The 20,907-nt window shown below is 73.5% G+C and carries 20 protein-coding genes; 13 read left to right on the top strand and 7 right to left on the bottom strand.

From position 1 onward, the window contains the following. Positions 1-9: 9 nt before the first annotated feature. Both CKY47_RS00340 and pcrA read right to left on the bottom strand, forming a co-directional pair. A complete protein-coding gene (locus tag CKY47_RS00340) occupies positions 10-216 on the bottom strand; it encodes a winged helix-turn-helix transcriptional regulator (protein WP_306743557.1) in 207 nt (68 codons plus the stop codon). Positions 217-312: 96 nt separating this feature from the next. Continuing rightward, a complete protein-coding gene (gene pcrA / locus CKY47_RS00345; protein ID WP_306743558.1) occupies positions 313-2,625 on the bottom strand; it encodes a DNA helicase PcrA in 2,313 nt (770 codons plus the stop codon). 218 nt (positions 2,626-2,843) lie between these two features. Between pcrA and CKY47_RS00350 the strand changes: the two genes are divergently transcribed. Further along, entirely contained in the window at positions 2,844-3,134 is a 291-nt protein-coding gene (locus tag CKY47_RS00350; RefSeq protein WP_306743559.1) for a chorismate mutase, read from the top strand. On the opposite strand, the gene CKY47_RS00355 is transcribed toward CKY47_RS00350, so the two are convergent. Then, positions 3,100-4,197 (bottom strand): arginase family protein, encoded by a 1,098-nt coding sequence (locus CKY47_RS00355; RefSeq protein WP_306743560.1) that lies wholly within the window; start codon positions 4,195-4,197, stop codon positions 3,100-3,102. The genes CKY47_RS00350 and CKY47_RS00355 overlap by 35 nt on opposite strands. 65 nt (positions 4,198-4,262) lie before the next feature. Between CKY47_RS00355 and CKY47_RS00360 the strand changes: the two genes are divergently transcribed. The 6 genes from CKY47_RS00360 to CKY47_RS00385 all read left to right on the top strand — a co-directional run bounded on the left by CKY47_RS00360 (position 4,263) and on the right by CKY47_RS00385 (position 11,144). Further along, a complete protein-coding gene (locus CKY47_RS00360) occupies positions 4,263-4,580 on the top strand; it encodes a hypothetical protein (protein WP_306743561.1) in 318 nt (105 codons plus the stop codon). A gap of 209 nt (positions 4,581-4,789) precedes the next feature. Beyond that, a complete protein-coding gene (locus CKY47_RS00365; RefSeq protein ID WP_306743562.1) occupies positions 4,790-5,704 on the top strand; it encodes a hypothetical protein in 915 nt (304 codons plus the stop codon). A 166-nt stretch (positions 5,705-5,870) separates the two neighbouring features. Then, positions 5,871-6,647, top strand: coding sequence for a hypothetical protein (locus tag CKY47_RS00370; RefSeq protein ID WP_306743563.1), 777 nt, complete (start codon positions 5,871-5,873; stop codon positions 6,645-6,647). Positions 6,648-6,805: 158 nt separating this feature from the next. Then, entirely contained in the window at positions 6,806-7,690 is an 885-nt protein-coding gene (locus CKY47_RS00375) for a hypothetical protein (RefSeq protein WP_306743564.1), read from the top strand. Positions 7,691-8,054: 364 nt separating this feature from the next. Beyond that, positions 8,055-9,413 carry a serine/threonine-protein kinase gene (locus CKY47_RS00380; protein WP_306743565.1) on the top strand — a complete coding sequence of 453 codons (1,359 nt, stop codon included), beginning with the start codon at positions 8,055-8,057 and terminating at the stop codon, positions 9,411-9,413. A 105-nt stretch (positions 9,414-9,518) separates the two neighbouring features. Continuing rightward, positions 9,519-11,144 carry a serine/threonine-protein kinase gene (locus CKY47_RS00385; RefSeq protein ID WP_306743566.1) on the top strand — a complete coding sequence of 542 codons (1,626 nt, stop codon included), beginning with the start codon at positions 9,519-9,521 and terminating at the stop codon, positions 11,142-11,144. Here CKY47_RS00385 and CKY47_RS00390 read toward each other — a convergent pair. Then, entirely contained in the window at positions 11,141-12,088 is a 948-nt protein-coding gene (locus CKY47_RS00390) for a LysR family transcriptional regulator (protein WP_306743567.1), read from the bottom strand. The two genes, CKY47_RS00385 and CKY47_RS00390, sit on opposite strands and share 4 nt — an antisense overlap. Before the next feature lie 108 nt (positions 12,089-12,196). Between CKY47_RS00390 and CKY47_RS00395 the strand changes: the two genes are divergently transcribed. The 3 genes from CKY47_RS00395 (at position 12,197) to CKY47_RS00405 (ending at position 15,074) form a co-directional block, all read left to right on the top strand. Next, positions 12,197-13,087: a DMT family transporter gene (locus CKY47_RS00395; protein WP_306744507.1), complete on the top strand. Its 891-nt coding sequence runs from the start codon at positions 12,197-12,199 to the stop codon at positions 13,085-13,087. Between the two features lie 184 nt (positions 13,088-13,271). Further along, positions 13,272-13,682: an SsgA family sporulation/cell division regulator gene (locus CKY47_RS00400; RefSeq protein WP_306743568.1), complete on the top strand. Its 411-nt coding sequence runs from the start codon at positions 13,272-13,274 to the stop codon at positions 13,680-13,682. Between the two features lie 24 nt (positions 13,683-13,706). Continuing rightward, positions 13,707-15,074 (top strand): serine/threonine-protein kinase, encoded by a 1,368-nt coding sequence (locus tag CKY47_RS00405; protein WP_306743569.1) that lies wholly within the window; start codon positions 13,707-13,709, stop codon positions 15,072-15,074. Here CKY47_RS00405 and CKY47_RS00410 read toward each other — a convergent pair. Continuing rightward, positions 15,071-15,721, bottom strand: coding sequence for a response regulator (locus CKY47_RS00410; RefSeq protein WP_306743570.1), 651 nt, complete (start codon positions 15,719-15,721; stop codon positions 15,071-15,073). The two genes, CKY47_RS00405 and CKY47_RS00410, sit on opposite strands and share 4 nt — an antisense overlap. Positions 15,722-15,753: 32 nt before the next feature. Next, positions 15,754-17,025, bottom strand: a complete 1,272-nt coding sequence (locus tag CKY47_RS00415; RefSeq protein WP_371320588.1) for an ATP-binding protein — start codon at positions 17,023-17,025, stop codon at positions 15,754-15,756. A 60-nt stretch (positions 17,026-17,085) separates the two neighbouring features. Here CKY47_RS00415 and CKY47_RS00420 point away from each other — a divergent pair, with 60 nt between their 5' ends. Then, complete coding sequence (locus tag CKY47_RS00420; protein ID WP_306743572.1) at positions 17,086-18,300, top strand: PspC domain-containing protein; 1,215 nt, start codon at positions 17,086-17,088, stop codon at positions 18,298-18,300. Continuing rightward, positions 18,293-18,496, top strand: a complete 204-nt coding sequence (locus tag CKY47_RS00425) for a hypothetical protein (RefSeq protein WP_306743573.1) — start codon at positions 18,293-18,295, stop codon at positions 18,494-18,496. Before CKY47_RS00420 ends, CKY47_RS00425 begins: the two co-directional genes overlap by 8 nt. Positions 18,497-18,570: 74 nt before the next feature. Here CKY47_RS00425 and guaA read toward each other — a convergent pair whose 3' ends face one another. Next, positions 18,571-20,130 (bottom strand): glutamine-hydrolyzing GMP synthase, encoded by a 1,560-nt coding sequence (gene guaA, locus CKY47_RS00430; protein WP_306743574.1) that lies wholly within the window; start codon positions 20,128-20,130, stop codon positions 18,571-18,573. 51 nt (positions 20,131-20,181) lie between these two features. On the opposite strand from guaA, the gene CKY47_RS00435 reads away from it, so the two are divergent. After that, positions 20,182-20,892, top strand: a complete 711-nt coding sequence (locus tag CKY47_RS00435; RefSeq protein ID WP_306743575.1) for a phosphotransferase — start codon at positions 20,182-20,184, stop codon at positions 20,890-20,892. Positions 20,893-20,907: the final 15 nt, after the last annotated feature.

Consider the following 20,907-nt stretch of genomic DNA (forward strand, 5'->3'; position numbering starts at 1 on the left):
TCACGGTCGTCATCCCATCCGCCGGCTCACGCCGTCGATCCTGCGCCACAGCTCGCCGAACCGGTGCGGCCTCTCCGCCAGGAACGACAGGGTCGGCGGGGTCCACCGGTCGGCCACGCGGTCGAGCACGGCGCGGACCTCGCACCCGGACCCGTGGTCCCACTGGCGGGCGTCGTCGTCGGTCCCCGTGCAGTGCCCGGGCACGTCTTCTGCCACGGCTCCTGGTCTGGGTGGAATGCATGCGCACGCAAGGGCATTTCACCCCCCGCGATGCCCTGAGGGGCCGGGCCCCTCAGGGCATCGCGGGACCCGTCAGAGCTTCACCAGGGGCACGCCGCCGATGAGCATGAGCCGCACGGTGCCCGAGCCGCCGAAGTCGATCGTGGCGGTCGCCCGGGGCCCGGAGCCGTCCACGGCCACCACGCGCCCCAGCCCGTACTTGTCGTGCGTGACCCGGTCGCCCACGTCGAGCTTGATCGCGGGCGTGTCCTTCCACTGGTTGTTCACCGGCGCGGGGCGCGGCGAGGACGACGAGCGGCCCCACGAGGTGGGCGCGGACGGCGCGGACCGCCTCGGCTCGACCCGGCGCCAGTCGACCAGCTCGGCCGGGATCTCGTCGAGGAACCGCGACGCGGGGTTCGCCGACGGCTGGCCCCACGCCGAGCGCACCAGCGCCCGCGACAGGTACAGCCGCTGCTGCGCCCGCGTGATGCCCACGTAGGCCAGCCGCCGCTCCTCGGACAGCTCCGCCGGGTCGCCCAGGGCCCGCATGTGCGGGAAGACGCCGTCCTCCCAGCCCGTGCAGAACACGACCGGGTACTCCAGGCCCTTCGCGGTGTGCAGGGTCATCAGCGTGACCACCCCGTCGGACTCCGCGTCCGGCACCGAGTCGGCGTCCGCGACCAGCGACACCCGCTCCAGGAACGCGCCCAGCGAACCCTCGGTGGGCAGGCCCTCGTCCTCCTCCGGGACGGGGACCGCCGTGCCCAGGTCGGTGAACTCGCGGGCCACCGTGACCAGCTCGTTGAGGTTCTCGACCCGGGTGTGGTCCTGGGGGTCGTCGCTGGCCTCCAGCTCGGCCCGGTAGGCGGTCTTCTCCAGCACCGCCTCCAGGATGTCGGCCACGTCGTCGCCGCGCTCGACCATCACCCCCAGCTCGTCCATCAGCTCGACGAACCCGGCGATGGCGTTGCGGGAGCGCGGGTTGAGCATCGGCACGCGGCCGACCACGGCGTCGCGAAGGGCCTGGGCGAAGCCGATGCGCTCGCGCTCGGCGTAGGTCGAGACGCACGCCTCGGCGCGGTCGCCGATGCCGCGCTTGGGCACGTTGAGGATGCGCCGCAGCGACACCGTGTCGTCCGGGTTGGACAGCGCCCTCAGGTAGGCCAGGGCGTCGCGCACCTCGCGCCGCTCGTAGAACCGCACGCCGCCGACGACCTTGTAGGGCAGGCCGAGGCGGATGAAGATCTCCTCGAACACGCGCGACTGGTTGTTGGTGCGGTAGAACACGGCGATCTCGCCGTTGTTCGCCTCGCCGGAGTCGACCAGCCGGTCGATCTCGTTCGCGACGAACTGCGCCTCGTCGTGCTCGTTGTCCGCGACGTAGCCGACGATCTTCTCGCCGTCGCCCAGGTCGCTCCACAGCCGCTTGTCGCGCCGGTCCGGGTTGCGCGAGATGACCGCGTTGGCCGCCGTCAGGATGGTCTGCGTCGAGCGGTAGTTCTGCTCCAGCAGGATCGTGGTGGCCTGCGGGTAGTCCCGCTCGAACTCCACGATGTTGCGGATCGTCGCGCCGCGGAACGCGTAGATCGACTGGTCCGCGTCGCCCACCACGCACAGCTCGGCGGGCGGCACGCCGTCGGAACCGGTCCCGACCAGCTCCCGGACCAACGTGTACTGGGCGTGGTTGGTGTCCTGGTACTCGTCGACCAGCACGTGCTTGAACCGGCGGTGGTAGTGCTCGGCCACGTCGGGGTGGTCCTGGAGCAGCTCGACGGTCCGCATGATCAGGTCGTCGAAGTCGAGCGAGTTCGACTCGGTGAGCCTGCGCTGGTAGCTCTCGTAGACCTCGGCGACGCGGCGCTCCAGGTCGTTGGTCGCGCGGTCCTTGGCCGTGGCCGCGTCCACCAGCTCGTTCTTCAGGTTCGAGATGTGGATGGCGAGCGTGCGCGCCGGGTACCGCTTCGGGTCCAGGTCGAGGTCGCGGGCCACCAGGGTGATGAGGCGGCGCGTGTCGTCCGAGTCGTAGATCGAGAAGTTGGACGACATGCCCAGCACCTTGGCCTCGCGGCGCATGACCCGGACGCACATCGAGTGGAACGTGGACACCCACATCGACCGGGCGCGCGGGCCGACCAGGTCGGCCACGCGCTCCTTCATCTCGGCGGCGGCCTTGTTGGTGAAGGTGATGGCCATGATCTCGCCGGGGTGCGCGCCGCGCTCGGACAGCAGGTGGGCGATGCGGCGCGTGAGCACCCTCGTCTTGCCGGAACCCGCACCGGCGACGACGAGCATCGGCGACCCGGCGTGCTCGACGGCCCGGCGCTGGGCCGGGTTGAGGTCGTCGAGCAGGCGCGCGGACCGGGAGGAGGGGGGACTTGCGGGCAAGTCGAACAAGGCGCTCATCGTCCGTCCACGGTACCGGGTGCCCCCGACAGAGCGGGTGCTGTGGCATAGTGGGAGTTGTGCAGGCGACCCACTTCGAGTTTTTCTACGGGAACCGGATTCCGGCTCCCGTGGGGCGCTAGCGCGACCAAGCCACCACGAAGCCCCGGAGTCCTCGGACCCCGGGGCTTCGTCGCTTCCGGGGCAGGGACTCCCACCAGAGTCGAGAGGTCCTCACGATGAACAGCACCGACGCCGCCCCCACCGACGCCGGCCACGGCGCCGACCACGACATCGACGCGCTCCGCCAGGAGATCGACCACCTGGACGCCGAGCTGCTGCGGCTGGTCAAGCGGCGGATCGAGATCTCCAAGATCATCGGCGCGGCGCGGATGGCCGCGGGTGGCACGCGGATCGTGCACAACCGGGAGATCGACGTGCTCAACCGCTACCGGGAACTCGGCCCCGAGGGCCGCGACCTGGCGATGATCCTGCTCAAGCTCGGTCGTGGGCCGATGGGTCGCCAGTGACCGCACGGGCGAACGCCCAGCCGGTGAGCGCGGACCTGGCGCGCGCCAGGTCGGCGTCCACCAGCTGGGCGTCGTCCGGCACGTAGGCCAGCGGGTCGTCCAGCAGCTCCAGGCCCAGCAGCCCCTCCACGAGGGCGTGCAGGCACAGCGCGGCGTACCCGCGCAGGTAGCCGCCCTCCTGGGTGAGCACGGCGGGCAGGCCGAGGCCGGCCACCGCGCCGCCGATCCACCGGTAGCCGGCGGCGGTCAGGTTGTGCCTGCCGTTCGGGTCGAACGCCGAGCCGTCGAAGCCCGAGGCGCAGACGAGCAGGTCCGCGCCGAACTCCGCGACCGCCGGGAGCGCCACCTCCTCGAACGCCCGCCGGTAGGCGTGGTCGCCCGCGCCGAGGGACAGCTCGACGTTGACGTTGCCCGGCCCGCTCTCCTCCGGTCCGCCGGTCTGCGCGTGGTTCGCGCCCCACGGGCCGTGCCGCATGTGGACGGAGACGGTGAGCACGTCCGGTGTGTCGCGGAACACCTCCTGCGTGCCGTTGCCGTGGTGGACGTCCCAGTCGAGGACGGCGACCCGGCGTCCCGCGCGGCGGGCCGTCTCGGCGACCAGCGCGGCGTTGTTCACCAGGCAGTAGCCGTCCGCCAGGCCGGGCTGGGCGTGGTGGCCGGGCGGCCGGACCAGCGCGTAGGCCAGGCGCGCCCGCCCCTCGGCGACCGCCTCGTAGGCGGCGAGCGCGGTGCCGGCGGCGGCCCTGACCGCGTCCCACGAGCCGGGGCCGACGGCCGTGTTGACCTCGACGTTCGTCCGCCGTCGGCAGGCGTCGCGGAGGTACCCCAGGTACTCCGGGGTGTGCACGCGGGCCAGCTCGTCGTCCCCGGCGAACCGACCGGCCGACCAGGTGAGGTGGCGGGCGACGGGGCCGTGCCGCAGGGCGTGCCGGAACGTGCGCAGCCGGTCGGCGCTCTCCGGGTGCGGTTCGGGGACGTCGAGCCAGTCCCACTGGCCCGGCAGCTCCCACAGGCCCGAGCCCGGGTCGTGCTCCAGGCAGGCGTCGTGCCAGAAGACCTCCACGCGACGGTGGATATCAGGGCGATCACGGATGGTCCAGCGGGTTTGGCCGCGGGCACACTGTCCGCATGGGAGTCATCGGTCTGATCACGGGCCTCGTCGCGATCCTGGGTGTGCTGGCCGCGCTGGCGCACGACGGCTACCTCGCGATGCTGGGTTCGGCCGCCAAGTCCAAGCGCGCCGCGGGCGCGCCCATCGCGCAGTACGTCCGGAGCCGGTGGACGCTCGCCGGCGTGACCACGATCATCGCCCTGGTGGGCTTGCTCATCACCTCGGGCGAGGGGGTGTCCGGCGACGTCATCGGCGCGCTGATCGCGGGTGGCGCGGGCCTGGCCGCCACCAACGCGCTCCAGGGCACCCGGAAGAGGCTCAACAGCGGGAGCTGAGCGACAGACGGCCAAGATTCACTCTTAAGCGTGGCAGTGGTCGTCACAAGGCTGATCCGGTCGGCTCCACGTGGACCCCGCGCCTACGGTGAGGTGGTCGCGGGGTCCACGACATCCCATCCCCGGTGCCCCCGCACGTCACTTGAGCCACACAGGTGAGCTGCCCCTTCCCGGGCGTCCGACCAGGGGGTGGGAGGGGTCTGCACAACATGGACATCGGGGAACAGGAGCGGTCGGGCAGGCACCGGGTCGACGACCGGGTGGTGGTCCGGCTGCCCGACGTCGGCGACCCGCCGTCCGCGGCGGCGCTCTCCCTGCCCGCCCAGCGGGCACGCGACCCGTTCGTCGACACGGACGCGGTGGGCCTGCGGAAGTTCGACATCGGCCTGGTGCCCGCCTCGGTGACACCGCCGAGGACGTGGCGCCGCGCCGCGTGGTTCGCGGTGCTGTCCTCCGCCGCGGTCCTCGTGGGCCTGGCCGCCGTGGCGTCGGAGCTCGTCGGGCCGGTCGGTCCCGCGGAGCGCATCGGGATGCCCGGCTACCCGACCGACGTGCCGCTGCTGACGAGGTTCCCGAGCGGCACGCCGTCGACGGCGGGGACCACGGCCGTCCCCACGCCCGACCGCCGCACCGCCCCCGGTCCGCGCGTGGACGTCCTGCGCACGGGGTCGGGCGACGGCTCCCCGGAGGACCGCGGCGGCAAGCCCGGCGGCCCGCCCGGCAGCCGCCCCGGGGGCCGCACCCCGGACGTCACCGTCCTCCCGTCCTCCGCGCCCGGCGTCACCACCGTGCCCGGCGACTCGGCGCCGCTGGTCGACGCCGAGGACGTCGCCACCCTCACGGAGCGGTTCTACGAGGAGGCGGCGCGGAACGCGGGCACCGCCGTCGCGATGGTGTCGGCGGCGTTCCGGCCGGACGCGCGGGCGCTGCTGGAGCAGCGGTACGCCGACGTGTCGCTGGTCGAGGTGAAGCAGATCAGCGTGGACCCGGCCAGGGGGACGACGACCAGCACGATCCTGGTGACCCGCGCGGACGGGTCGACGAGCACCGAGCGGTGGGAGCTGGTGTTCACCACCGGCGACGAGCCGCTCATCGCCGCCGAGAGGCCCGCCGGGAGCGCCTAGCGGTCGTTCGCGAACGCACAGCGGAACGCCGCTGCGTAGCGCTTCGCCCGATCGAGGGACGACTGTTGGCCGCTCACCGCCACGAACGGGTGAACTCGTGCGTCGAACTGGCTTTCCGCTGGTCGGGCACGGTACCTGTCTTGCGTCGTCCAGCCGAGGAGTCCCAGTGCAGCGCTCCACGACGAGCGGTCGCAGGCACAGCCGCGCGGGCTCGGTGTCCGTCGCCGAGCTCATCAGGAAGCAGCCCGCGCCGGTGCGCACCCCCTCACCCGGTCGGGCCGCCGCGCACGGTCCGGTGACCGCCCAGGTGACCGACCCGCCCGTCCCGGGACCGCGCCCGTCGGACCGGCGGGGCAGACGGGCGCGGCTCGTCGGCGTGGCCGCCGGTGCGGCGCTGGTGCTGGCCTCGGTGGCCGCCGCCTCGCTGCTGGCGGCCCACCGCGAAGCCGGCCCGGACGAGCCGCGCGTCGAGGCGCCCGGGCCGATCAGCGGTGCGTCCGCGCTGCGCCCCGACGTGCTGGCGGAGCGCCTGGGCGCGAACCGGCCCGACGGGCTCCCGCTCGGCGCGTCCCCGGTCGCCGACGACGTGCCGTCGCCGCTGGGGGAGGGCGTGCACGCGATCCTGCCGACCGGGCCGAAGCCGCAGGTGGACGCGGTCCGCACGTTCTTCGAGCTGCTGCCCTCGAAGCCCGTCGACGCCTCGCGGCTGCTGTCGCCGGACCTGCTGGGCGACAGCGCCCGGGAGTTCGTGGCGGCGTGGCGCGGCGTGCGGGCGATCACGATCGAGTCGACCAGCCTGCGCCCCGACGGCACGGTCCTCGCCGTGGTGTCCATGCAGGAGAGCGGCGGTGACTGGATGCGGGTCGAGCAGCTGTTCCGGCTGACCGACACCACGGTCCCGCAGATCGTCCACGCGGAGGTCCTGTCCGCACAGCGAAAATGACCGTGCGTGACGATCCGTCGCGCTCGATTGACACTGCGTGCATGTCAACTGTGTTTATGTGTCGGACTTCCCCCAAAGGGGTTACGAACTCGGTCACGATTCGGTATCCATGTCCCGGTCAGTAGCGCAACGCACTCCACCGGGAGAGGTGTCCAGCGGTGTCGAACGACGACAAACGCCGTCGATTGGATGGTGATTCGACGGCGAAGCTGTCGGTCGCCGACCTGATCGCGCGGCGTGAGGCGGAGACGCAGCCGATCCCGAGGATCACCGAGGACCTACCCGCGAGCGGGTCCGAGGAGACGGTGCGCTTCACGCCCACCACCAACCTCTCCGGCCGGGAACTGCACGTCACCGAGCTGCTCAAGCGCGAGGGACGGGCCGGCGAGGAGGAGCGCGGCGGCGGGTTCTCCGTGCCGAAGATCGTCGCGATGGCCGGTGGTGGCGTGGTGCTCGCCGGCACCGTCGCGTTCAGCGCCACCAACCTGCTCTCGTCGCCGGACGAGCGACCGCCGGCGGAGGTGCGCTTCGACGCCCGCCCGGCCGCCCGGGCCACGAACACGCTCACCAAGGACCTCGGCGCGGCCGCCGCCAAGCAGCAGGAGACGCAGCAGGCGCAGGTCGAGACCACGACCACCACGCCGGAGCCGACGACCACCCGGCGCCCGCAGCGCACCCAGCAGCAGGCGCCGAGGCAGACCACCGCGCAGGAGCAGGCCCCGTCGACCGCGGAGCAGGCGCCGACCGCCGACACCGAGCGGACGACCACGCCGCCGCCGAGCACCGGCACGACGACGCCCGCGCCGCCGAGCAGCAGCACCCCGCCGACCTCGCCGACCTCGTCGTCCACCGCGCCGCCCTCCTCGGACGCGAGCACGCCGCCGTCCTCCGCGCAGCCGTCCCCGACCCCGCCCTCCTCGACCCCGCCCTCCTCGACCCCGCCCTCCTCCAGCACGCCGTCCGGCGGCATCGGGGTCGGCCTCGACCTGGGCGGCCTGCTCGACCCGATCGGCGGCTTCGACTTCTTCGCGCCGGGGAACTGATCGCTCCACGCACGCCACGGGTCGACCCGGGACACCCGGGTGGGCCGTTCGGCGTGCCCCGGTCGCGCGTCCGGCGCGGCTCCGCGGCGGTTGGGCCGTTCGGCCCCAATGTGCGCGGTCTTCGCGGGAACGCCCCCCGCCGGACGCCCTCATCGGGTATCCCTTCCCGGTCACCCCTCCACGGGCGTCGTCCCGGCGCGGGTGACCCGCACAACGGTGCGAAAGCCGTCGTCACGACCGGGGTAGGCTCTGCGGGCGAGCGGTGGCCTAGCCTGTTCCGCGCACCGACCCGCACGACGAGGAGCCCCAGCGTGAGACCAGCTGCCCTTGCCGCGGCCACGCAGCGCCCCAGCGAGGTGGTCCGGTGAGCAACGACGGTCGCGTGATCGCCGATCGCTACCGTTTCCTGGACAGGATCGGCAGCGGCGCGATGGGCGTCGTGTGGCGTGCCCAGGACGAGCGGCTCGGCCGCGTCGTCGCGGTCAAGCAGCTGCTGCTCCAGCCCAGCCTGGAGGCGCGCGAGAAGGACGAGGCGATCCAGCGCGCCATGCGCGAGGGCCGCATCGCCGCGAAGCTGCACCACCCCAACGCCATCGCCGTCTACGACGTGGTGGAGGAGGACGGCGCTCCGTGCCTGGTCATGGAGTACCTGCCGTCCTACAGCCTCGCCGACACGATGGCCGAGCACGGTCCGCTGGACCCGCTGGAGGTCGCGCAGATCGGCATGCAGGCCGCCGCCGCGCTGGCCGCCGCCCACGCGGCCGGGATCGTGCACCGCGACGTGAAGCCCGGCAACGTGCTGCTCGCCGAGAACGGCCTGGTCAAGATCACCGACTTCGGCATCTCGCGGGCCAGCGACGACGTCACGGTCACCAAGACCGGCCTGATCGCGGGCACCCCCGCGTACCTGGCGCCGGAGATCGCGCGCGGCCAGGACCCGACCCCCGCCTCGGACGTGTTCTCGCTCGGCTCGACGCTGTACGCGGCGGCCGAGGGCGAACCGCCGTTCGGGCTGTCGGAGAACACCCTGGGCGTGCTGCACGCGGTCGCCGCGGGCCGGATCAACCCGCCGACGCTCGACCACCCGCTGACCGACGTGCTGCTGCGGTTCCTCAACTACGACCCCGAGGCCCGGCCGACCATGGCCCAGGCCCGGGACCTGCTCAACGCGGTCGCGCACGGGCGCAACCCGAGCCTGACCGGCCTGGCCCCGGCCACCTCGGTCGGGCTGGCGCCGCTGGGCGCGGGCGCGACGACCGTGCTGGACGGCGACCGCACCCGCGTGGTGCGCCCCGGTCCGCGCACGGTCGGCCCGCGGACGGCCGGGACCATCCCGCCGGTGGCCCCGCCGCCGTCGAACAACAACCGGCCGCTGGTGGTCGCGGCGGTCGTGCTGGGCGCCATCCTTCTGGTGGGCTTCCTGCTCGTCGCGCTCGACGTGTTCGACAAGTCGCCGACCACCCCGCCGGCGGGCGGCTCCAGCTCGTCCACGCCCACGCCGACGACCACCACCACCACGCCGTCGCAGGTGGTGACGACGACCCAGGAGGTGGTCCCCACGACCACGACCCCGGAGGTCGTCCCGACCACCACGCCCCAGGAGCGGACCACCACCACGACGACCACGACCACCACCACGACGACGACCACCACGACGACCACCACGACGACGCCACCGACGACCTCGATCTCGGTGCCACCGGTGAACCCGGGCGGGTCGTGAACCTCGTATGGTGTGCGTCGAACCCAATCGGGTGATGCACCGTTCTTGTCCTAGTGGCGTCCGGTCGTTCGCCACAGAAGTCCTAGCACTTACTGGGAGCACGCCGTGACCGACGATGGCCGCCTGGTTGCCGGCCGCTACCGACTTGGCCAGCGGATCGGCAGCGGTGCGATGGGCATCGTCTGGCAGGCGCACGACGAGCGCCTGCACCGCACCGTCGCCGTGAAGCAGCTGCTGCTCCAGCCGGGGCTCGCGGAAGCCGACACGGACGAGGCGAAGCGCCGCGCGATGCGCGAGGGCCGGATCGCGGCCCGCCTCCAGCACCCGCACGCCATCGCGGTGTACGACGTGGCGGAGGACGACGGCCAGCCGTGGCTGGTGATGGAGTACCTGCCGTCCAAGAGCCTGTCCACGGTGCTGTCGGAGCGCGGCACGCTGCCGCCCCGCGACGTGGCCTCGATCGGGCAGCAGGTGGCGTCGGCGCTCGCCGCCGCGCACAACGCGGGCATCGTGCACCGCGACATCAAGCCCGGCAACATCCTCCTCGGCAACGAGGGCACGGTGAAGATCACCGACTTCGGCATCTCCCGGGCCACCGGCGACGTCACGGTCACCGCGACCGGCATGCTCGCCGGCACCCCGGCGTACCTCGCCCCCGAGGTGGCCAAGGGCTACGACCCCGGCCCGCCGTCGGACGTGTTCTCGCTGGGCTCGACGCTGTACGCGGCGATCGAGGGCATGCCGCCGTTCGGCCTGAACGAGAACACCATCGCGCTGCTGCACCAGGTGGCGTCCGGCAAGGTCGTGCCGCCGAAGCAGGCCGGTCCGCTGACGGCGCTGCTGATGCGCCTGCTGCGCGCCGAGCCGGAGGACCGGCCGACGATGGCCGAGGCGCGCGAGGCGCTGGCGGCGGTGGCCGCGGGCCGGGCCGCCCCGGACTTCCCGATGCCGATGCCGCAGAGCCACCCGCCGTCGTGGCAGGGCTCGCCCGTGCAGGCGCCGCCCGCCGCGGCGACCCGCGCGATGACGCCCGCGTCGGGCATCCCCCAGGGTCACCAGAACGGGTCGCCCGCCGCGACGCGCGTGGCGCCCGCCGTGCAGTCCCCGCCGCCCGTGCAGCAGCAGGCCCGGCCCGCGGCGTACATCCCGCCGCCGGACCGCCCGCGCGGCGCGTCGAGACCGGCCGGCCGCGGTGGCGCGCTCAAGAGCAAGCGCTCCACCGTGATCACCGCGCTCGCCATCGCGGGCGCGGCCACCGCGGGCATCCTGCTGGCCAGCCTGATGTCGGGCGGCGACGACCCCGGCAACCACGCGGCCACGAACACGTCGACCACCGCGCCCGCCGCGGGCGGCGAGCCGTCGACGACGTCGACGAAGAAGGCGCCGGGACCGCCCGCCACCTACACCAGCGCGCCGACGGAGCAGGACCAGGAGCGGACGGTCCGCGAGTACTACCAGCTGCTGCCGGTGGACCTCGACGCCAGCTGGGGCCGGCTGGCCCAGCCCATGAAGGACGCCAAGGGCGGCTTCGAGGGCTACAAGAGCTGGTGGAACCAGTTCGAGACGGTCGAGCTGACGGGCGTGCGGCGGAACTCCGACTTCGCCTACGAGGTCGAGCTGACCTTCACCACGAAGAGCGGCCAGCAGGTCGTGGAGCGCAAGCTGATCGTGCTCCAGTGGGCGCAGCAGAGCCTGTTCATCTCCAACGAGCAGGACCTCGGCCGGTCCTAGGCGGTAGTAGCGGCTCCCCGGGGCGCCGTCCCCTGGAGCGCCGTCCCCTGGGTGGCCGCCGCGGCCCGCAGCGCCTCCAGCAGGCTGTCCACGGCGGGCGAGCCGACGGCGTCCTCGCGCGCGGCCGCGCAGATCGTCCTGGTCGGTTCGGGGCGGCGCAGCCTGCGCACCACCACGCCGGGGTGCACGACGCCCAGGCTGAGCTTGGGCACGATGGTCACGCCGAGCCCGGCCGCGACGAAGCCCTGCGCGGTCGGGTAGTCGTCGGCCTCCACCACCACGGTGGGCGCGAACCCGGCTCCCGCGCACGCGTCGAGCACGATGCCGCGGCACGGCCCCGGCGGCACGACGGCGTCCACCCACGGCTCCCCGGCCAGGTCCGCGAGGTCCAGCACGCGCTTGCGGGCCAGCTCGTGCCCGCGCGGCAGCACGGCCAGGTACGGGTCGTCGAGCAGGTGCACGAGGCGCACGCCGCGCGTCGGCTCGTCGGCCGCGTGGCTCACCACGACGGCCACGTCGGCCCGCCCGGCCGCCACCTCGACCGCGGGGTCGTCGGGCTCGGTGAGCTTGAGGTCGAGCGCCACGTCGGGGCGGGCGGTGCGGAACGCGGCCACGGCGGGCGGCACGAGCGCCGCTCCCGCGGTGGCGAAGTACCGCACGCGCAACCGGCCCGTGCGGCCCGCGCGCAGGTCGGCCAGGGCCGCCTCGGCCTCGACGAGCCGGTCGGCGATGCGGGCGGCGTGCTCGGTGAGCACCCGGCCCGCCGTGGTGGGCCGCACGCCGCGCCCGACGCGGTCGAGCAGCGGCAGCCCCGCCTCCCTCTCCAGGGCCGCCACCTGCTGGCTGACGGCCGAGGGCGTGTACCCGAGGTTCTCCGCGGCGGCGGTGATGGAGCCGGTGGAGACCACGGCCCGGAGCACCTGCATGCGTCGTACGTCCAACATGCCACCACGCTACAGCTCTGCTTAAGCGTCGTGCAGTTCTCTTCACTTGTGCTGATGCTTCGCGTGGCTCAGGGTTGACCCGTGAACAGACCCGGCACGCTGATCAGGATGGGCGTCCTCGCCCTGCTGTGGGGCTCCAGCTTCCTGTGGATCAAGATCGCCCTCACCGGCCTGTCGCCGGTCCAGATCGCCCTGGCGCGCACGGTCCTGGGCGCGGGCGTCCTGGTGGTGCTGCTCCGGGTCGGCGGTCGGCGGCTGTCGCGGGACCGGGCGGTGTGGGGCCACCTGGCGCTCGCCGCGGTGTTCGGCAACGTCGTCCCGTTCGTGCTGTTCGCGGTCGGCGAGCAGACCGTGGACTCCGGCGTGGCGGGCGTGCTGAACGCCACCACTCCGCTGTGGGCGCTGGCGATCGGCCTGGTGCTGGGCACGGAGCGCGGCGGCGGCGCGGTGCGGTTCGTCGGCCTCGCGCTCGGTTTCGCGGGCACGCTGCTCATCTTCGCGCCGTGGGAGCGGGCCGGCCTGGCGAGCTGGGGTGCGCTGGCGTGCCTGCTGGCCGCCGCCTCGTACGCGGTCTCCTACAGCTACGTGGGCCGCACGGTGGCCGGGCGCGGCTCCACGCCCCTCCAGCTCTCCGCCACGCAGCTCGTGGCCGCCTCCGGGCTCACCGCGCTCGTCGTGCCCGCGGGCGGCCTCCAGCCGGTGCACCTCGACTGGCGGCCGCTGGTCGCCGTGGCCGTCCTGGGCGTGTTCGGCACCGGCGTCGCGTTCGCCCTCAACTACCGGCTCATCCAGGACGTGGGCGCGACCGACGCCACGACGGTGGGCTACCTGCTGCCGGTGGTCTCCGTGCTGCTCGGCGCGGCGTTCCTCGGCGAGGCGCTCGACGCGCGGGTGGTGCTCGGCATGGTGGTCGTGCTCGTGGGCGTCGCGCTGACCCGGAAGCGGCGCGCCCCGGCGCCCGGCGCGCCGATCCGGGAGTTGGCGACTACGCTCAAGTGACCAGGGATAACGCTGGGTTACCCGCCGGTATGAGCCAGTTGGGACACCCGTCCTGGGCAAACGGGTGGACTTGAGACGCAGGTCTCCCCCGATCGCGTGGTGTTCAGGCGAAGCACGTCCCGATTCGCCCCCTCGGACGTCTCTTCTCATGAAAGGGATGGACGTCGAAGGGAACCCCAGGGACATGAGCACCGAGAGCATCACCACCACGACGACGTTCCACCTCCTCGTACCGGGGATCGCCCCGGCACCGGTGGAGGCCGAGCTGCACTACGAACCGGAGGACCCGTACGCGGTAGCCGTCCTGTTCCACACCGGGCAGGGCAAGGTCGAGTGGATCTTCGCCCGCGACCTGCTGGCCGACGGCCTGCTGACCGCGTCCGGCGAGGGCGACATCCTCATCCGCCCGGCCGCCGACGACCCGGAGCGGGTCCTGCTGGAGCTGAACGCGCCGACCGGGTTCGCGATCTTGTCCGCCGAGGCCGAGCACATCGCCGAGTTCCTGGACCTCACCTACGACGTGGTGCAGCCCGGCGAGGAGGACCTGTGGATCGACTTCGACCGCGAATTGGCCAAGCTGGTCTCGACCAACTGATCCCGTCGCCTACCCTCGTAACCCGTGACGGGGTCCGGGGGGACGGTAGGCGGTCGGTACGCGCTGGTCGAGCGGGTCGGCAGCGGCGCCATGGGCGTCGTCTGGCGGGCGCACGACGAGCTCCTCGACCGCGAGGTGGCCGTGAAGCAGCTCCGCATGCCCGACCTGACGCCGGACGAGGCGGAGGTCGCCAGGGCCCGGGCGATGCGCGAGGCGCGCAACGCCGCCAGGCTGCACCACCCCCACGCCGTCGCCCTGTTCGACGTGGTGGTCGAGGACGGCCGGCCGTGGCTGGTCATGGAGCACCTGCCCTCCCGCAGCCTCGCCGGGCTGCTGGCGGAGGACGGTGCGGTGAGCCCGGCAGAGACGGCCAGGATCGGCGGCCAGGTCGCCGCCGCGCTCGCCGCGGCGCACGCGGCGGGCATCGTGCACCGCGACGTGAAGCCGTCCAACGTGCTGATCGGGCACGACGGCACGGTGAAGCTCACCGACTTCGGCATCTCCCGCGCCACGGGTGACGGCACGCTGACCGACAGCGGCATGATCACCGGCACCCCGGCGTACCTCGCGCCCGAGGTGGCGCGCGGCGAACAGCCGGACAGCGCCTCCGACGTCTTCTCCCTCGGCGCGACCCTGTACGCGGCGACCGAGGGCAGGTCGCCCTACGGCGAGTCCGACAACAACTTCGGCCTGCTCTACCGGGCGGCCGCCGGCCGGATCGAGCCGCCCGCCCGCTCGGGCGAGCTGACGGACCTCCTCACCCGCGTGCTGTCCCCGGACCCCGCGGAGCGGCCGACCGCCGCCGAACTGGTGGACCTGCTGGTCGCGCACGCACCGACGACCTCGCCGATGTCCGCCCCGAAACCGGCGCCGGAACCAGAGCCGGAGTCCGAGCCCGCCGAGGGGCCCGCGGCGGGAACCGCCCCCGGCCGACGCCGGCGCGGGGTGGTCGCCGCGCTGGTCGTGGCCGTGCTGCTGGTCGCGGGCGTCGTCGGGTACGCCGCGGTGGACCTCGACGTGGTGGACCTCGGCAACGCGCTGGGACTCCACGACGGCCGGCCGCCGGTCGAGCAGTGGGTGCCGTCCCCGGCCGACAACGCCGTCGAACTGGTCCGCGGCCACTACGAGGTGCTGCCCGAGGACCCGTCGAGGGCGTACGAGAACCTCGCCGAGTCCTACCGCCTGCCGTTCGAGGAGTACTCCGCGTTCTGGGGCCGGTACGAGGACGTGCGGACGTCGCTGATCGAGGCGGTCCAGGACGGGGCGACCGTCCTGGTGCGCACCCGGGTGGTCTTCGTGGAGGCCGGGGTGGAGACCAGCGGGGACTACGAGCTGCGGGTCGAGCCCGGCCCCGGCCGACTGGTGATCACGGGCTCGCGGCAGTTCGGCTAGACCAGGCGGCGGTCCGACGCCCAGCGCGACAGCTCGTACCGGTTGGACAGCTGCGTCTTGCGCAGCACGCTCGACACGTGCGTCTCGACCGTCTTCACCGAGATGAACAGCTCCGAGGCGATCTCCTTGTACGCGTAGCCGCGCGCCAGCAGCCGCAGCACGTCCCGCTCGCGCGGGGTCAGCAGGTCCAGCTCCGGGTCGCTGATCGGGGCCGCGCCCGGCCGGTCCGCGAACGCGTCCAGCACGAACCCGGCCAGCCGGGGGCTGAACACCGCGTCGCCCTCCGCGACCCGCACGACCGCGCGCACCAGCTCCTGGCTGGAGATGGTCTTCGTCACGTACCCGCGCGCGCCGGCCCGGATGACCGCGATGACGTCCTCGGCCGCGTCGGACACCGACAGCGCCAGGAACACCACCTCGGGCAGCGCCGTGCGGACCTGCCGCAGCACCTCCGCCCCGCCGCCGTCGGGCATGTGCACGTCGAGCAGCACCACGTCGGGCCGGTGGTGGCCGATGCCGACGACCGCCTCCCCGACGGAGCCGGCCTCGCCGACCACCTCGACCTCGTCCGTGATCGAGTCCAGCTCGGCCCGCACGCCCGCGCGGAACAGCGCGTGGTCGTCCACCAGGAACACCCGTACCGCCACGGCCCGGCCCCCGTCTCCCACTCGTCAGCCGATCACTTGTCGGCTGTCTTCCTCGGCATCATCAGCTGCACTTCCGTCCCCTCGCCCAGCGAGGTGCGGATGCGGACTTCACCGCCGTGCCGCTCCATCCTCCCCCCGATGGAGTCCGCGAGGCCATGCCGGTCCTCCGGGACGGTCTCCGGGTCGAAGCCCTTGCCCCGGTCGCGCACGAACACGGTCACCCGATCGGGCTCCACCTCGCCGTACACGCTGATCTCGGCGACGCCCGCGTGCTTGGCCGCGTTGACCACCGCCTCGCGGGCCGCCTGCACCAGGGCGTACAGGTCGGGGTCCAGCTCGCAGTCGCCGACCACGACCGGCTGCACGGACAGCGCGAACTGGTCCTCCACCTCGCCGGACGCGGCGGCGAGGGCGGCGGACAGCGTCCTGGGCCGGGTGCTGTCCTCCACGACGTTGCCGTACAGCCACTCGCGCAGCTGCCGCTCCTGGCCGCGGGCGAGGCGCTTGACCTCGCGCGGCTGCTCCGCCTGCTTCTGGATCAGCGCAAGCGTTTGCAGGACGGAGTCGTGCAGGTGGGCGGCGATCTCGGCGCGCTCCTCGGTGCGGATGCGGACCCGGCGCTCCTCGCCCAGGTCGTTGATCAGCTTGATCCACAGCGGCACGGTGAGCACCGCGACGCCGCCGAGCGTGGCGACCACCGCGAGCAGCGCGAACCGCAGCTGGTCGATGCCGTAGCTGTTGACCAGCAGCACGCCGATGCCGATGGCGACCAGGGCGACGCCCGCGAGCACCCGCACGACCGTGGTGCGACCGGTGCCGAGCAGCCCGGACCGCGCGCCGTCCCGCCAGCGGCGGCGCTGGGCCTCGTCCGCCTCCCGCCACACGACGGCCGCGCCGACCATGGCCACCGCGAGCGGCCCGGTGATCCAGCCGCTGACCGGGCCGGAGACCAGGCCGGTGAGCACGGCCGCGCCGATGCCCAGGGCGAGCAGGCCCAGCGCCTGCTGCCGCTCCCTGGGGTTCGGGGGCTGCTCGGGCACGCCCGCCGCCTGCTGCGGCACGAACAGCCACAGCAGGCCGTAGGCGATGGCGCCGACGCCGTTGAGCGCGGTCAGCGCGGCGAACACCGCGCGCACCCAGAACACCTCGACGCCGAGGTGGTCCGCGACCCCACCGGCCACACCCGCGACCACGCGCCCCGTGCGCCTGCGGCGGACCGGCTCCGCGGCTTTCGCCTTCGTCTCCACGCTCACCGGACGATGGTCACACGCGGCCGGGGGCCGGTCATCAGGGTTCCACCCCATGCCCGGTTCAGGGTGCGTCCCGGATGTGCGGGGCGGCCCCCGTCCAGCAAGCTCGTCATCGTGAGCGGGAACATCAGCGCAGCGGGCGTCGAGGAGACGCTGAAGGACTTCTGGGTCAGCCGACCCAGGCGGCCACACGACGGTCGCAAGATCGCCGGTGTCGCCGCCGGTATCGCACAGCGGTACCAGATCGACCCGGTGATCGTCCGGGTGGCGTTCGTCGCGATGGCGCTGTGCAACGGCGCCGGCGTGCTCGTCTACCTGCTGGGCTGGCTGTTCCTGGCCCAGGAGGGCGACGAGTCCTCGGCGGCCGAGGCGCTGGTCGGACGGGGGCGCAGCTCGACGCCGACGCCCCTGACCGTGGCGCTGGGCATCGCCGTGCTGCCCGCGACGGGGTTCTTCGTCGACGGTGGGTTCACGATGGTCGGCGGCGTGCTGCTGTCCGTCGGGGGGATCTACCTGCTGCACCGCGGTCGCGGGCAGCTCAACCGACCGGCCGCGCCACCGACGCTGCCGGCCTACGACCCGGGGGTGCCGGTGCAGGACCAGACGACCGAGCGGGTGACGCCGCCCGCGTGGGACCCGCTGGGCGCGGCCCCGTTCGCGTGGGACCTGCCGGAGCCGGCGGGCGTGCCCGAGCCGGTGGTGGCGCGGTCCCGACCGGTGCGGCGCAGGTCGCGGGCAGGCGTGGCCACGTTCGGCGTGGCGATGCTGGTGCTGGCCGGTTCGGTGATCGCGGCCGACCACTGGGCCTGGTTCACCGTGCCGCACGTCATCGGCCTGCTGGTCGCGGTGATGGGCCTGGGCATGGTGGTCGGCGCGCTGCGCGGCGGCGGTGCCAAGGGCCTGCTGTGGTTCGTCGTGCCGCTGTCCCTCGTCGGGGTGGGCATGACCGCCGCCGACCTGGAGACGCTCCGCACCGACCGGATCGGCAGCCACCGGCCCGCGCCCACCGCGATCGAGCAGGTGCAGCCCCGCTACGAGACGGGCATCGGCGAGGTCGACCTGGACCTGACCGGTCTGCCGGGCACGGGGTCGGTGAAGACGGTCGTCGAGGTCGGGGTGGGCAGCGCGCGGGTGACGGTGCCGGCGAACGCGGACGTGGTGGCGACCTGCCGCGCGGACCTCGGGTCGACGCGGTGCCTGGGCGCGGAGTCGGGCGGCGAGGACCGGCTGGAGACCGTCGACGACGACGGCGCCGACGGCCCGGGCGGGCTGAGGATCGAGCTGGACGTGCGGAGCGAGCTGGGAGAGGTGGTGGTGAGCCGTGGCTGACCAGGATTCGGTCGAGAAGCGCGGGGTCGACGTGGTGGGGCTGGTGCTGGGGGTCGCGGCCCTGGTCGCCGCGACCTACATGCTCTCGGACGGCGCCTCGTGGCCCGCCTTCCTCGACCTGAGGTGGGCGCTGGCGGGCGGGGCCGTGGTCATCGGCATCGGCCTGCTGGCGGGATCCGCCCGGCGGCGGGGGTAGCGACCGAGGGGGTCGGAGGAAGAGCGGAAGGCCCGTCCCGGGTGGGACGGGCCTTCCGGCCGTTCAGGGGAGGGTCACTCCCACTCGATGGTGCCCGGCGGCTTGCTCGTCACGTCCAGCACGACCCGGTTGACCTCGTCCACCTCGTTGGTGATGCGGGTCGAGATGCGCTCCAGCACGTCGTACGGCAGGCGCGTCCAGTCCGCGGTCATGGCGTCCTCGCTGGACACCGGCCGCAGCACGACCGGGTGGCCGTAGGTGCGGCCGTCGCCCTGCACGCCGACGCTGCGCACGTCCGCCAGCAGCACCACGGGGCACTGCCAGATCTGCCGGTCGAGGCCCGCGGTGGTCAGCTCCTCGCGGGCGATGGCGTCGGCCTTGCGCAGGACCTCCAGGCGCTCGGCGGTCACCTCGCCGATGATGCGGATGCCGAGGCCGGGGCCGGGGAACGGCTGGCGCTGCACGATCGTCTCGGGCAGGCCCAGCTCGGTGCCGACCCGGCGCACCTCGTCCTTGAACAGCGCGCGCAGCGGCTCGACGAGGGTGAACTGGAGGTCGTCCGGCAGTCCGCCCACGTTGTGGTGGCTCTTGATGTTCGCCGCGCCGGTGCCGCCGCCGGACTCGACGACGTCCGGGTACAGCGTGCCCTGGACCAGGAACCCGTAGTCGCCCTCGGCCTTGAGGTCGCGCTCGGCCTGCTCGAAGACGCGGATGAACTCGCGGCCGATGATCTTGCGCTTCCGCTCCGGGTCCGTGACGCCGGCCAGCGCGTCCAGGAAGCGCTCGCGGGCGTCCACGGTCACCAGCTTCACGCCGGTCGCGGCCACGAAGTCGCGCTCCACCTGGGCGCGCTCACCGGCGCGCAGCAGGCCGTGGTCGACGAACACGCAGGTGAGGCGGTCACCGATGGCGCGCTGCACGAGGGCCGCGGCCACCGCCGAGTCGACGCCGCCGGACAGGCCGCAGATGGCCTTGCCGTCGCCGACCTGCTCCCGGATGCGCGCCACCTGCTCGTCCACGATCGACGAGGTCGTCCACCGGGGGCGGATGCCCGCGATGTCGTGCAGGAAGCGGCGCAGCACCTCCTGGCCGTGCGGGGAGTGGCCCACCTCCGGGTGGTACTGCACGCCCGCGAACCGGCGCCGCGGGTCCTCGAACGCGGCCACCGGCGCGCCCTCGCTGGTCGCGGTCACGGTGAAGCCCTCGGGGGCCTTGGTGACCGAGTCGCCGTGGCTCATCCACACCGGGTGGCTGGCGGGCAGCTCGTCGTGCAGGAGGCCCCCGTCCTGCCGGACGCCCAGCTCGGTGCGTCCGTACTCGCGGGCGCCGGTGCGCTCGACCGTGCCGCCCAGGGCGCCCGCCATGGCCTGGAAGCCGTAGCAGATGCCGAACACCGGCACGTCCACCTCGAACAACTTCGGGTCCACCTGCGGGGCGCCCGGCTCGTAGACGCTGGACGGGCCGCCGGACAGCACGATGGCGGCCGGGTCGCGCTCCAGCAGTTCCGCCACGGGTGTGGTGTGCGGGACGACTTCCGAGTAGACCTGCGCCTCCCGGACCCGTCGGGCGATCAGCTGCGCGTACTGCGCGCCGAAGTCGATGACCAGCACGGGGCGGTTGCTGCTCTCAGCCACTGCTGCAAAACCTCTCGTCTCGCGGGTTCGCGCAGGTGAAGGATGTCATGCGTGGAAGAGGAACCGCTCACCGGAGGCGGCCTGAACGAGGTCGTCCGGATCGGGTCGACGGTGCGCCGCCCGACCGGGCCGTGGACGCCGAACGTGCACCTGCTGCTGGAACGCCTTGCGCCGCTTGGCATCGCGCCGCGCGCGCACGGCGTGGACGAGCGCGGCCGGGAGGTGCTGTCCTACCTGCCGGGTGAGGTGGGCCACCCGCCGCTGCCCGGGGCGATGCGGTCCGACGACGTGCTGGTGGCCGCGGCGCGGCTGGCCCGCCGGCTGCACGACGCGTCGGCCGGGCTCGCGCACGTGCGGGAGGGCTGGCAGTTCCCGGCGCTGTCACCCGTCGAGGTGATCTGCCACAACGACCTGGCGCCGTACAACACGGTGTTCCGGGACGGCCTGCCGGTCGGGTTCATCGACTTCGACGGGGCCCGGCCGGGGCCGCGCTGGTGGGACCTGGCCTACACCGCGTACTGCCTGGTGCCGATCTCACCCGAGTGGGGGACACCCGACGAGCAGTGGCGGCGCGCGGAGCTGTTCTTCGCGGCTTACGGCGCCGAGGTCACGGGCCTGGGCGCGCGCGTGCTCGCCCGGTTGGACGACATGGTGACCATGATCCGGGAGCGCCCGGAGTTCCACCGGCAGCGCGCGGAGCGACACGACGAGTACTACCTCGGTCACGCGCGGTATGTGGAAGAGCACTTCCAAGATCGATAGTCGAACCAACCCGGA

The sequence above is a fragment of the Saccharothrix longispora genome (assembly GCF_030852425.1).
Lineage (GTDB): Bacteria > Actinomycetota > Actinomycetes > Mycobacteriales > Pseudonocardiaceae > Actinosynnema > Actinosynnema longispora.

Coding starts and splice junctions, on each gene's coding strand:
- CKY47_RS00360 (WP_306743561.1), top strand. CDS start 4,263: ATGGGAGTCATCGGTCTGATCACGGGCCTCGTCGCGATCCTGGGTGTG.
- CKY47_RS00400 (WP_306743568.1), top strand. CDS start 13,272: ATGAGCACCGAGAGCATCACCACCACGACGACGTTCCACCTCCTCGTA.
- CKY47_RS00415 (WP_371320588.1), bottom strand. CDS start 17,025: ATGGGGTGGAACCCTGATGACCGGCCCCCGGCCGCGTGTGACCATCGT.
- CKY47_RS00350 (WP_306743559.1), top strand. CDS start 2,844: ATGAACAGCACCGACGCCGCCCCCACCGACGCCGGCCACGGCGCCGAC.
- CKY47_RS00365 (WP_306743562.1), top strand. CDS start 4,790: ATGGACATCGGGGAACAGGAGCGGTCGGGCAGGCACCGGGTCGACGAC.
- CKY47_RS00390 (WP_306743567.1), bottom strand. CDS start 12,088: ATGTTGGACGTACGACGCATGCAGGTGCTCCGGGCCGTGGTCTCCACC.
- CKY47_RS00395 (WP_306744507.1), top strand. CDS start 12,197: ATGGGCGTCCTCGCCCTGCTGTGGGGCTCCAGCTTCCTGTGGATCAAG.
- pcrA (WP_306743558.1), bottom strand. CDS start 2,625: ATGAGCGCCTTGTTCGACTTGCCCGCAAGTCCCCCCTCCTCCCGGTCC.